At 66.4% G+C, this 12,651-nt stretch carries 10 protein-coding genes; 5 read left to right on the plus strand and 5 right to left on the minus strand.

Annotated features, from left to right (window positions below):
• Nucleotides 1-96 precede the first annotated feature (96 nt).
• From AB0B39_RS05805 to AB0B39_RS05825, 5 genes are all read left to right on the plus strand, one after another.
• Entirely contained in the window at nt 97-2,145 is a 2,049-nt protein-coding gene (locus AB0B39_RS05805; protein ID WP_357573599.1) for a WD40 repeat domain-containing protein, read from the plus strand.
• Nucleotides 2,146-3,047: 902 nt separating this feature from the next.
• Nucleotides 3,048-3,371 carry a hypothetical protein gene (locus AB0B39_RS05810; RefSeq protein ID WP_357573600.1) on the plus strand — a complete coding sequence of 108 codons (324 nt, stop codon included), beginning with the start codon at nt 3,048-3,050 and terminating at the stop codon, nt 3,369-3,371.
• 118 nt (nt 3,372-3,489) lie between these two features.
• On the plus strand, nt 3,490-7,167 hold the full coding sequence (locus tag AB0B39_RS05815) for a hypothetical protein (protein ID WP_357573601.1): 3,678 nt from the start codon (nt 3,490-3,492) through the stop codon (nt 7,165-7,167).
• 666 nt (nt 7,168-7,833) lie between these two features.
• Nucleotides 7,834-8,109, plus strand: coding sequence for a type II toxin-antitoxin system prevent-host-death family antitoxin (locus AB0B39_RS05820; RefSeq protein WP_357573602.1), 276 nt, complete (start codon nt 7,834-7,836; stop codon nt 8,107-8,109).
• Entirely contained in the window at nt 8,106-8,363 is a 258-nt protein-coding gene (locus AB0B39_RS05825; RefSeq protein WP_208569020.1) for a Txe/YoeB family addiction module toxin, read from the plus strand. The genes AB0B39_RS05820 and AB0B39_RS05825 overlap by 4 nt, the downstream gene beginning before the upstream one ends.
• Nucleotides 8,364-8,384: 21 nt before the next feature.
• Here the strand turns inward: AB0B39_RS05825 and AB0B39_RS05830 are convergent, their stop codons facing one another.
• Genes AB0B39_RS05830 through AB0B39_RS05850 form a run of 5 tightly spaced genes read right to left on the minus strand, consistent with a single transcriptional unit; the run spans nt 8,385 to nt 12,439 of the window.
• Nucleotides 8,385-8,957 (minus strand): hypothetical protein, encoded by a 573-nt coding sequence (locus AB0B39_RS05830; RefSeq protein WP_357573603.1) that lies wholly within the window; start codon nt 8,955-8,957, stop codon nt 8,385-8,387.
• Nucleotides 8,954-10,276, minus strand: a complete 1,323-nt coding sequence (locus AB0B39_RS05835; RefSeq protein ID WP_357573604.1) for a hypothetical protein — start codon at nt 10,274-10,276, stop codon at nt 8,954-8,956. The genes AB0B39_RS05830 and AB0B39_RS05835 overlap by 4 nt, the downstream gene beginning before the upstream one ends.
• Nucleotides 10,273-11,073, minus strand: a complete 801-nt coding sequence (locus AB0B39_RS05840) for an ATP-binding cassette domain-containing protein (RefSeq protein ID WP_234588531.1) — start codon at nt 11,071-11,073, stop codon at nt 10,273-10,275. Before AB0B39_RS05840 ends, AB0B39_RS05835 begins: the two co-directional genes overlap by 4 nt.
• Before the next feature lie 11 nt (nt 11,074-11,084).
• On the minus strand, nt 11,085-11,891 hold the full coding sequence (locus AB0B39_RS05845) for a zf-HC2 domain-containing protein (RefSeq protein WP_357491347.1): 807 nt from the start codon (nt 11,889-11,891) through the stop codon (nt 11,085-11,087).
• Nucleotides 11,888-12,439, minus strand: a complete 552-nt coding sequence (locus tag AB0B39_RS05850) for a sigma-70 family RNA polymerase sigma factor (protein WP_357491349.1) — start codon at nt 12,437-12,439, stop codon at nt 11,888-11,890. The genes AB0B39_RS05845 and AB0B39_RS05850 overlap by 4 nt, the downstream gene beginning before the upstream one ends.
• Nucleotides 12,440-12,651: the final 212 nt, after the last annotated feature.

Below are 12,651 nucleotides of genomic sequence, written 5' to 3' on the forward strand. Positions count from 1 at the left end.
GCCTGAGGAAGCGTTCAATTCGACCACCACATCGAAGGTCACTACGCTTGATCGCGCCTGCCACCCGGCGGGCGAGCCTTGACCTTCAGGGGTGGCATGGCGGCGCTGAGTCGCGCTCCTGGCGTGACCGGAGGATTGAAGCAGCTCAACCATGAGCTGCACCGCCTCCATGCCCGCGCCGGATGGCCATCGGTCCGCGACATGGCGCGTGCCTGCGACTGCGGTCCGAACGTCGTCAAGAACGTCTTCTCGCTGCCTCAGATCCCCCACTTGCCGCGGCTGCTCAAGATCGTCGAGTTCCTTGCCAAGCTCGACCGGATGGCCGATCCGGACATGCAGTGCGACCGTTTTGACCAGCTGTGGGAAGCTGCCATGGCGGAGCGGGTGCCGGACCTCTTCCCGTCGTCGAACACTGACAGTGATGACGACGAGGGCTTCGGGCCTCCTGAGGCTGGTGCCCGGCCCAGTCCGCCCGGCCCAGTCGGGCCAGCTGGCGGAGGAGTGAGCACACCTCCCACCGCCGGCGAGCCGGCGGCACCATCCTCCAACGACGGAGCCACGCGCGACTCCGTTCCGGACGCGCCTCAAGACGAGTGGCGAGCACTTTTCGTTGGCGTCGACAGCTACCTGACGACCGAAGCAACACCAGTCGTCCATCGCGACTTGACACCAGCCAGGCAGCTCGCCGACATCTTTTATAATTCCGGGGACGGACCTTCGCCGGCCACTAACGAGCTCCTGCTGAATCCCACGCGGGAGCGTCTTTGGTCGTCGTTCGTCGAGGCGGCGTCCCAGACGCGGGAAACACTGGTCATTTATTACATCGGTCACGGAATACGCGATGCCCGAACGTCCGAGGTGTACCTGACCGCCGCGGACACCACCACCACCGCTGACGGGTTCACGGTCGACGCCATCAGCGTGCGAGATTTCCGATACCTACTGGCATTGAGTCCAGTTAAGCAACTCGTCTTGATCGTCGACGTATGCTTCGACAACAGTTCGGAACGACGAACGATTGTGCTGCCGACTCGACCGTCTCCCGAAGAGCCCCACAACGCTGGTTCGGATTCTTTGCAGCGCAGGACTTTCGTCTTGGCTAATAGTGCCGAAGAGGGTCCGAATCTATCCGCGTTCTCGTCCGGGCTCGTTCAGGTTTTGGCCGCAACTGGCAGCGGCAAGAGCATGGCATTCCTTCATGCTCAGTTGGCCGGGCGAGCCAAGGCGCAGCATTGGCACGCTTTACGAAGGGCTCACCTCAACGACGGCGACCAGATTCAGCTGGACGGTCTGCTGTGCGACCGAGGTTCGACCTGGCGTTCTGTCTGGCATGTCAATGACCGGCTGAAGTTGACCCGCACGGCTGCTCCACCGGTTGCTGCGTCGGCTAACGATCTAGCTGTAGTCGATCGAACCGGTCAGGGGATTTTCGTAGCCAGTAAAGGTGCTCACCGAACCATCCGTCTCTGGAACCCGCGCGACAATAGCTCCACGCCCGACTCGGGCGGCGCTTCTGAAGTGCCGATCCACCGTGTCGAAGTCCTAACGCTGGCTGCAGTCGCCGGCGGTCGCATTGTGATGCTCGCGACCGGCAGTGGTGGCGCACTCGAGTGGTGGAACTGGGGTCCGGGCAGCCAGATTGCTGCGATGCCGCCAGCCAACACCTCGCCGGTTACAGCGATTGCCGCAGCCGTGCTACCTGACAGACGCACCGTCCTTTGCACGATCAGCGACAGTAGAACCATTCTTGACTGGGCCTTGCATGAAGGCGCAAGCCAACATCTAGGCCGTCTACAGTTGGGCGACCACGTCACGTCGATGGCAATAGTGTTCACGTCTGATGAGCGGCCATCGGTCATCACCGGTCATTCGACGGGCAGGCTCTTAGTGCGAGACCTTGAGAACGGTCAGTTGTTGGCGGCCTTGGATACAGGGCAGCGAGGAGCAGTCACCGCAGTCGCCGCTGGCTCGATACCTGACGGTCGAACCATCGTGGCGACGGCCGACGAAACCGGCACCGTGCGGTTCTGGGATCTCGAAAGTCATGCAGCGATTGGCGAGCCGATCCGGCCCGCCAGCGACAAGGTGATCCTTATCGGGATATCGGACGCGGACGGCGTACTATTCGCCGTCGATAGGCGGTAGGCGAGTAAGGGCACCTTTGCCGCCACTGGGTCCAGGGCGCGGTAAATTCGCTGATGCCCTCAGTTGACGGCTGCACCGCCGCCGGCCTGCGGCGGCAGAAGTTCAACTTCACCCTCGGCTGGTCCGGCGATCGGGGCCATCCTTTCGGGCTCGCTCCACTGCGGCGTTAGGGGCGTCACCATCCGTCGTGGTCAATTGTTCACGCCACGACGAGTTCTTCCCAGGTATCTTTGGTGTTCTTAACTCGGACCCGCCACCCACCCCCGGGGATCACGGCCCGAATAGTTTCTTCATTCTTCCTCAAACCGAGGAATCCCTCGATGGCTTGGGCCAACACGAGGCCATTCCTCCCGACAACCAAGTGCAGCCCTTCGTCGTCCCATGCCTCCACCCGCATGGTGGTGGTGTAACTGTTGCCAGCGTCTGCCGTACGCCGGAACTCGGCCAGGTGTGTGCCCTGCGCCGGGATCACTGCCCTGCCCCTGTCGCCGGCTTGAATCCCTGCGCGGTGGACACCCGCACGACGAGGAATTGGAGCGGGAGTCCGAGCGCGCAGCCTGCTGGGCGCCGTGCTTTGCCTCTTCGATGGGCTCGCTGATGTTGCCCTCCATGTAGGAGTGTTCATCGAAAACCGCGAGCTGGGCGTTGCGCTGGTCACAGGACATCACGAGGTAACTGCCTGCCGAGAGCAGCCCCTGAGCGGGGTCTATGGGAACGACGGCCATGGGTGGGATCCTCCGACTGTCCGTGGTACCCGCACACCGACTGTCCATTGCCCGACAGAGTGGCAAACCCGCCCAGGCCCGGCGGCAACGATCCAGCGTGACATCGCACGACCGATTGGAGATCTCATGCCTATGGGGCAGCCTCGCGAGGTACCCGACAGCATTCTCACTCACCTGGTGGGCGCGTTGGTCAAGGAGACGGCCGCGTTCATGCTCCAGCATTGGGAGCCGGACGGGATCTTGCAGCCTCCAGATCCCTTCGGCACGGTGCTGGAGTGGATGTGGGTTGCCGAGCCCGATCGTGCCGTTGGGATGGTCAGTGACCTGCTCCGGCACCTCCGCCGCGGCGATGGCGCCACGAACAGATTAATCACTCTCGACACCCTGATGTGCGGCCTACCACTAACGGTATGTGCACTGCCAGGGGAGCAGGTCAACGCCCTGTCAGACCGGGTAGAAGCGGAGGTTCCGCGGTTGCTCGGCGGTGACGTCAACAAGTGATCTTCATCGGAGGGTTGCATGAGTAACGACGACAAGTGCCGCAGCATTGACTCCCGCCCCGCTCGGGTGGACGGCTTATGCCGGGGACACGTCAGACCTCGATCGTAAGATTTCGTCCATGTCGCGAGTGTGGCCGTTCCGGCAGTCCGCATCCCAGCCCGACGTGCCGGTCCTTCGGAGTCTCGGACCACGGTTCGAGGAAGACCTGCACGGGCGGCACGCCGCGGTCCTCCTCGAGGTTCTGGCCGACAGGTCCGCAAACGCCGCGACAAACATTGCGCTTGCGGGGCACTACGGCAGCGGAAAGAGCAGTGTCATCCTCGGCGTCCAGTCGGGCCTGAACCAGCGAAAGATCAACTGGGTCAACCTGTCGCTGTCAAGCCTGGGCATCGACGACACGAAGCGGGCGCGCATCCAGCAGGACGGGACACTCCCGCCACTGACGAACCTCATTCAGAAGGAGATCGTCAAGCAGTTGCTCTACCGAAAGGCACCCGCGGACATGCCGGGGTCAAGGTACTTCCGTATCGACTCATTCAGGCTCTGGCCGGCTGCGTGCGGGGGCGCGGCGGTTGCGGTGGTGTTCTTCGTGATCGCGGTCCTGTTCGGACTGGTTGATCGTGTAGAGAAGATGGGGCCGCAGGCTTTGGTCACCAGTCGTGACTGGGTGCCATGGGCCATCGTCGGTGGGCTCGGCGTGTTCCTGGGCGTGATCTGTTTCCTGCTGTGGCGTGCTCTGCGGAGCCAGGTACGGGTGGAGAGCTTCTCCGCGGCCGGAGCAGCCGTCAAGCTGAGCGCGAAGGAGAACTCATTTTTCGATGAGTATCTCGACGAGATCGTCTACTTCTTCCAACGGACGAAGACCCAGGTCGCGATCTTTGAGGACCTCGACCGGTTCCGGGATCCGCACATCTTCGAGACGCTGCGCGAGCTGAACACGGTCCTCAACCACTCCGAGCAGGTTAGGTCGCGCCCGGTTCGTTTCGTCTACGCGGTCCGCGACAGCATCTTCGAGCAACTCCAAATCGCTGCCGCCCCGGACGGTGACGCGGACGCGGAACACAGCACGGCCATGCCTCGCGCATCAGCTCTGGAGACCGCCCCGTCGGCCAACAGGACAAAGTTCTTCGATCTGGTCGTGCCGATGGTGCCGTTCATCACGCACCGTTCGTCGCGGGATTTGTTGGCGGCGGAGTTCGCCGAATCGGATGAGCGACCGTCGGCCGCGCTGGTGAACCTGGTCGCGAGGCACCTAACCGACATGCGCCTAATTCGCAACATTCGGAACGAGTTCGAGATCTACCGCGTCTCGGTCCTGGGAAAGAAGGGCCTCAAGGGCCTCACTGCGGACCGACTGTTCGCCATGATGGTCTACAAGAACCTGCATCTGGAGGACTTCGAGGCCATCCGACTCGGCACGAGCAAAATCGACGAGGCTTACCGGGCTTTCCGCGACATGGTCACGTATCAGACGGTGCACCAAGCCACGGTCAGCAAGGAGGCGCTGGGCCGGATCGGGTCCAACGCCCTGTGGGACAAGCACGCGAAGGTCGCCGGCGAACGGCTCCAGAAGGTGCTACCGATTGTTCAGCGCACGGCGGGTCTTGGTGGCGATCTGGTCGTTCAGTACCAGTCGCAGCAGTATTTGATCTCGGACCTTACGTCCGGCGACTTCTGGAGATCGCTTCACGAGACCCGCCAAAGGGTGCAAATTATTCAGCCCGGATACCGCATCGTGAAGCTGTCGTTCGATGACGTGATCGCGCTGGCCGGAGATGAAGCCGCTGCGCTGGAGGCCGCCATAGAAGCCGATGACGCAGGTCTCCGGCGCACCTCGGGGTCGGCGCTGGAGACGAGAGACTTTGTCGCGAAGGCCACGATGGCGCAGCTCATGGCCCGTCCCGACCTGGCCATGCCCAGGGACGACGACGCCAATCGCAACCTAGACGTCATCGTCGCCGACCTCGTGTCGCCCTTGGCCCACGATCTGCTCACGATGGGCTACATGGATGAGAACTTCACTCTGTACTGCTCGGACTATCACGGCATCGCCATCAGCGTCAGCGCGATGAACTTCATCCTCCACTGCGTCCAGCCCGACCGCGCAGACCCCCGCTTCCGGTTCGACGAGCCTGCCTCCATCGACACGGTCGAGACCGAGATGGGTGCCCGATTCCTCGACGGCAACAGCGTCTTCAACATCGAGGTCTTCGACCACTACCTGCCCACGCACCCCGAGCGGCTCGACACCGCACTCAACAATCTCGTCATGCGCGCCGGAACCGGCCCATCGTTCATCGACGCGTACCTAACGGACGGCGCGTTCGGAGACGTCTTCGTCAGCCAGCTGGCTCCTCGTTGGAAGGGTGTCTTCGTCCATCTCGTCGAGAACACCCCAATCAACCTCGCGGCGGCCGTAGCACTCGTCGACGCCGCTATCCAGCACGCAGATCTAGATGTCGACTACGACTCCTCGGGCCGGGTGACAGAGTTCCTAGCGGCGCATTACGCCGAGATGCGGGCCTTCGCCGGCACCTCGGAGACCTCGAAGGCGGCTGACGTGGCCGCCGTAGTCGCTCGTTTCGGCGCTCAGCTCAACGACCTGACGGTGCTGGGCACCGCGCAGCGCAGGGCAGTGGTGGCGGCCAGCCTGTACCCCGTCACGAGGACGAACCTGTTCGCGGCACTCGGTGAAAACACCATGCTGGCCCTCGACGTGCTGAAGGCAACCAACACGACCATCTACCAGCACGTCCTCGGCAACCTCGACAGCTACCTCCATGCCCGTGAGGACCACGAGGTGACCGTCGATGCCCCGGAGGAGTTCGTATCGGTGCTGAATGACGTTGCCGCCGCCGCCGAGTCGGCGGTGCTACCGGTAGCGGAGGGGGCGTCGCAGAGGTGCGAGGTGGCCGACCTAGAGGAACTCGATGCTTCGGCATGGGCCGCGACGGTAGCGGCGAGTCGGCTCACACCGACCGTCTGGAACGTCAGCCAATTCGTCGAGAAGCTCGGCATCAGCGAAGAACTGGCGAAGATCCTGAGCAGGCACGACCTCACCGACGCCGACGAGGTGGAGGAGGATTCCAGGTACGGCCTCGGGTACGCGCTGGTCCATGCGGACAACCTGGACCCGGTGGCGCGGGTCCGGCTTATAAAGCAGCTCGACCTTCCCGGCAAGTTGAGTCCAGAACGCGTGACCGGCGGCGGACTCAGGCTGCTGCCGGCGCTACTGGAGGCCGACCTGATGCCCGATACCCCGGAGGCGTATGCGCGCTTGGTAGGTAGTTCGTTCGAGGTCCGCGAGGAGTACTTCGCGAGCTCGCAACTACTCGCGTCCTACGTGTGCGAGCTTCCACTTTCAAGCGACGACCTACTGAAGATTTTGCGGAGTCCTCGTGTGACTTCGGCCGTCAAGCGAGCGATCGCCGATAACCCGGAGTACGTACACGGCCGGCTGTCCACACCCGGCGCCGTCGCCTTCTGCGAATGGGCGGCCACGGGCAACCCAGTCACGGTGGACCTGCTGGTCAAGCTATGTGAAGCGGAAGCACCCGCCGAGCACATCCTGAGCCTGCTGAAACCCCATCTCCCCGACATCGAGCTACCTGTGTTGCACCAGATCCTTCGGGCGCTGGGCGGCGACTACGAGACGCTCACCGAGCTCGGTCGCCGTCCCAGGTTGAAAGAACTGCCTGGAACCGATGAACTACTCAGGGAACTAAGGCATCGCGGCAGGGTCAGCTCGTACCGCCCGTCGAAGCGCGGCGGCATCCGGGTCAACATGCGTCAATGACACGCGCATGGCGTAAACACCCTGCGCTGATCCTCGGCATGGCCGCCGCTTCGGCGTCGCTCATGCCACGCCGCCGTCAGGCAACCCAGTCAAGACAGTCGATTTCGATCACGGCCGGGTGGGATAACAGTTTTTAACGTCTCCGCCCAGTGCTTCATGAGCAACCAGTATTGCCATTGAAGAACAGAGCCCGCGTCCCCATTTCCTCCTCGACCCCTCCGACCCCACCGGGGCGCGCTACAGGGAGTCAGACGTTCGGCCTAAGAAGGCGGGTGTAGCCCCGTCGTCCCACAGATGGGCCATAGCCGTGGTCGCTCCTTGAGTGCTCGGACGTCCCCAATCCAGGACGGACCCAACTGGCAAACCCCGGACTTCACCTCGAGGGGGCCGCACACAACCGCGTCGCACTCCGCACCGGCACCTGGACCAGCGCGGACACGACCGGACAGCCTTGCTTCTACTTGGACCGCAGGCCAATGCCGCGACGACAGAGGGCTTTCGTGGGATTATGCCCTTGCCTGGGCACTTTTAATTCATAGGTTCAGGGTTCGAGTCCCTGGCGGCCCACTCCTCCGCAGGTCAACGAGCCCTCCTCCGGGCTCGCCGCTGCGTGTCGCGACCGTTCCGCCCCAGGTACAATTTTCTGTACTTGCCTTGGAGGTGGTCATGCGGACCGTGAACTTCACCCAGCTTCGACAGAACCTGGCCGCCGAACTCGACAGCGTCATCAACGACGCGGAGGAAGTGGTGGTGACCCGGTCCGGCCACGAGCCCGTGGTCATCGTGCCGCTCGCCGAGTACGAGTCGATGAAGGAAACCGAGTACCTCCTTCGTAACCCGGCCAACGCCGCAGCCCTGCGCCGGTCGATGGCAGAACTGGAGAAGGGTGATGCGGTCGAGCGGGACCTGATCGATCCGGCCACCATGCGGGATGTCGCGTGAGGCTGGTCTTCACCGCGACGGCCTGGAACCAGTACCTCAGCCACACCGACCGCAAGTTGGTCAAGCGCATCAACGATCTCATCGCGGACGTCATGCGCAACGAATACGAGGGCATCGGCAAGCCGGAGCCCCTCAGGGGCGAACTTTCCGGCTTCTGGTCCCGCCGGATCGATCGCGAACACCGACTGGTGTATCGGATCACCAAGGACGACGTCGAGATCATCGCCTGCCGGTACCACTACGGCGACCGGTAGCGGACTGGACAGGTCGGCAGGTCATTCGCGCCGGGCGGCTCCACCGATGGCGTACGTCAGAAGGCCCGTGACCGCCAGGACGACCGCGACCGCCGCCGCCGGCCGGCTGGTGTGGGGCTGGCCCGGCCAGGTGGCGAGCGCCCCCCACGTGCCCGGCTGAGGGAACATGGCGGCAACGACCGCCCAGCCCATGGGGAGGAACCAGGCGCGGGCCGCGCCCACGACCGTCGCGCAGAGGGCGGTCAGACCGAGCAGGCCGGCGGCGTCGCGGATCACGAGCGCGGCGGGGCCGAAACGGGCGCCGGTGAACTGGGTGGCGAGCAGCACGACGAGTACGAGCGCCAGTGCGGCCAGCAGATGCACGGCTCGGCGCCACGGCCAGTGCAGTGCGGCGGTGCGTTCCAGGTCTTCGTCGGGGGCGGCGAGCGTGGTCGACAGGACCGCCACCATCAGCATGACCGTCAGTACGACGAGCAGGAGGATGGCGTCGCGTTCCTTGGCGAGGGTCAGCCACAGCGCCCAGATCAGGGCGGCGGCGCCGACGGAGGCGGCCAGCGCCAGGGGTACGCGTCGCGCGCGCAGGTGCAGGGTCATCGCGACAGCAGTCCGGTGGGGTCCTGGCAGGCCAGGATCGCGTCGCGTACCGCAGTCACGCGGGACATCGCCTCCGGTGCTCCTAGCTTCTGCAGGCCCCGCCACAGTGTGATCGCCTCGGCGTTGAGCTGCGGTTCTTCCTCGATCATCTCGGGGATGACGCCGACGTCGGAGACCGGCTCGCGGCCGAGCAGGTGGTAGGCGGCCGCCCGTTCGACAGCGCCGTTGCGCTCGCATTCCGGGTTGCCGTACCCGGTGCCCAGGCCGAAGACCATCTCGGGGACCACGGCGTCGGGGTGGGCCAGGCCACCGTGGTCGTCGATCCGGACGACGATCGTGACGATGTCGGTGTCGCGGGCGGGCGCGTCCTCGATGAGGTAGGCCCGCCGGTCCTCGTACACCTGCGTGGGGGCGTCCGGCATTTTCGCGAGGACGGCCAGGCCCTGGCGGGCGAGTGGGGTCAGCGCGTCCAGCACGTTCGCGTTGACGCGGGTGACGCAGACCTTCGGCGCGTCGTCGGTGCAGACGAGTTCGCGGGCGACGGGGTCGACCGGCGCGACGAGCGCTGCCTCGTCGCGGGGGACGATCGCCGCCGCGACGCCGAAGCCGAGCAGCACCGGCAACGCGGCGGCGATCGAGGCCCGTCGGCCACCGGCGACCAGCAGGAGTACGCCGGTCAGCGCGAGCCCGCCCATGAAGAGGGCGAGCACGGCGGTGACCCGCGGGTCGATGGTCTGGAACGCGTAGAACGGGCTGCTGCCGTAGGCGGGCGACAGGATCGCGCCCATCCAGTCCGGTCGCATGATCGCGGTGAAGAAGACCAGCAGCACGCCGGCCACGGCGAGCACGGGAGCGGTCACCAGAGTGGGCAGCAGCCGCCCGATGCCCAGGCCGAGCCAGGCCGCCGCGACGAGGGAGAGCGCGCCGACAAGCGTGATGGCGACGACGTCCGGCGGGAAGTAGGCGGCGGTCGAGGCGATCCGCAGGCCGCCTGCGGCGATCACGAGCAGGAAGGCGAGCCCGGCCGACGCCCCCATCGCGACGAGGACCGGCAGCATCCGGCGGGCACGGGACCGGGGTGTGGTGGCGAACAGTTCGCCGACCTTGGCCCGGTGCTCGCGGCGGCCCTGCCACGCTCCGGCGGCCAGGGCGATCGGCCACAGCAGGATCATGTACTCCTTCACGGTCAGCGCGAGGGACATCCAGCCCTGCGACCAGCGTCCCGGGGCGGTGTAGAGGGCGGCGACGCCGACCGTCAACGTGATCAGGGCGGCGCCGGCCGCGGCGGAGCGCCGCAGTTCGATCCCCAGGACGCTCATCGGGCGGCCTCCGCGAGGTGGCGGCGGAGCAGAGCGGAGTAGCCGCGTTCGGCGGGGCTGTCGCCCGGGTGGTGTTCGTCGCCCTGCTCGGCCAGCGCGGCGGGGGTGCCCTGCCACACCAGCCGGCCCTCGTTGATCAGCACGACCTCGGTGCAGGCGGCTACCACGTCCTCGACGAGGTGGGTGGAGACCAGTACGCAGGCGTCAGTACCCAGGTCGCGCAGCAACTCGCGCAGGTCGAGGCGCTGCTCGGGGTCGAGGCCGACGGTCGGCTCGTCCAGCAGCAGCACCTGCGGGTCGTTGACGATGGCCTGGGCAACGCCGGCCCGGCGCAGCATCCCGCCGGAGAGTGTCCGCAGACGGGCATCGGCCTTGGCGCTGAGCCCGACGCGGTCGATCGCCCGCTGTGTGGCCGCCGGGATGTCGGGCTTCGGCATCTCCTTCAACCAGGCCAGGTACGACACGAACTCGCGCACGGTGAACCGCGGGTAGTAGCCGAAGTGCTGCGGGAGGTAGCCCAGCGCGCGCCGGGCCTGGCGCAGGTCGGCGCGGCCGTCGACGGAACTGCCGAGCAGGGTGAGCCGACCTCCGGCCGGCTTGAGCACCGTGGCGAGGGCACGCATCAACGTCGTCTTGCCCGCGCCGTTGCGCCCCAGCAGGCCGTGCACGCCCGTACCCAGGCTCAGGTCGAGCCCGTCGACGGCCAGGTGGCGGCCGGCTCGTACCTTCAGCGCCTCGGCGTGGATGGCCCAGGGGTGGATGGTGGCGGCCGTCTCGACCGTACTCACCGCTCGCATGGTGGTTCCCTTCAGAACGAGGTGAGGCGCCGGAAGCTGTTGGCGCGCAGGAGGGTCAGGGCGGCCAGCACGACAGTGACGACAGCCCACCCACCGGTGGCCGCCGGTTGCAGGAGCACCGGCAGTTCGGCGGTGGCGAGGCTGGGCGCGACCACGGCGGCGGCCCAGGCCACCATCAGGCCGATCGCGGCGCGGTGGACGCCGACGAGGGAGCCGAGCAGCAGCGTGGCGGCGGTGAAGGCCAGGCACGGCAGCAGCATCAGCGCGAGGTTCGCACGGCTGGCGCCGAGGACGGCGAACGCGGCGAGGACCGGGATGACGAGGACGAGCACCACTGCGGTACGGCGCAGCAGCATCGTCAGACCGGCCGAGGGGGTGCCGACGATCAGCTCCCAGGCCGGGTCGCCGCGTCTGCTCCAGGCAGCCGCGACCCCGGGCAGCGGCGCCAGAGGCGCGAGCAGCAACACGATCGACGGCAACTCGGCCAGGAAGTACGTGAGCAGGGCCGCGCTGCCGAGCACGCCGGCGGTCATGGCGACCCACGGCAGCAGCGCCGCCACGAACCAGCGCTGGCGCACCGGCGTACGGAAAAATGCCCTTGATCGTGGGGCGGGGCCGGCGGCGATCCCACGGTCGACGGCTGCCGCGACCTCGGCGACCAGGGCGCGCGACTCGGCGGTGGTGCTGCCGGCCAGGCGCGCGCGGCAGTCGGCGCAGCTCTCCAGGTGCACCTCGATCGACCAGACGGTCGCCTCGTCGAGGCCGGGATCGCCGTCGGCGTAGCGGTCGATGTCGTTCAGGGTGGGATGCGTGGTCATGACAGGGCCTCCCGCAGGACGATCCGGGCGCGGCGGATCCGGGACTTGACGGTGTTCTCGGGTACGCCCAGCAGCACCGACGTCTCGCGGACGGTGAAGCCGTCGAGGACTGTGGCGCGGAGCACCGCGCGGACCTCGGGCGGCAGTACGGCGAGGGCCTGTTCGAGTTCCTGCCCGACGCGGCCGGCGAGCACCTCGTCCTCGGCGGCGGGCACGACCGTCTCGGCCGGGTGCACCTGCGGCGTCCGGGCCTGCCGGGAGCGACGCCGGAACGCGTCGACCAGGCGGTGCGCGGCGATGGTCCACAGCCAGCCGACGGCGCTGCCGCTGGCCTGGTCGCCGGCGAAGCTGCCGGCCGCCCGCCAGATGGTCAGGTAGGTCTCCTGGAGGACGTCGGCGACCACGTCCGGGTCGGCGCACCGACGCCGCAGCCGCACCTCCAGCCACGGTGCGGTACGCCGGTAGAGCTCGTCGAAGGCCCGCCGGTCACCGCGGGCCACGCGGCGTACGAGTTCCTGCTCGTCGGCCGCGTCCAGGCTTCGTCTCACAACAGGTAAGACGACGACCTCCTCGCGATCGGGTCACGCACCGGTGTGACCGCCGTCACCAACCTCGGCGGCGGTCTGGGCACGTGAGCGTGCCCGGCCTCCCTTACTGTCCAGCCACGTTCGTGGCGCGCTCGGAGTTGACGTAGTTATCCTCTTCGGGTGCTGGTCCGTGTGGAGATCGTTGGCACGAGTCCGGCACTGCGAAGGGACTT

It is taken from the genome of Micromonospora sp. NPDC049114 (genome assembly GCF_040648635.1).
GTDB lineage: Bacteria > Actinomycetota > Actinomycetes > Mycobacteriales > Micromonosporaceae > Micromonospora.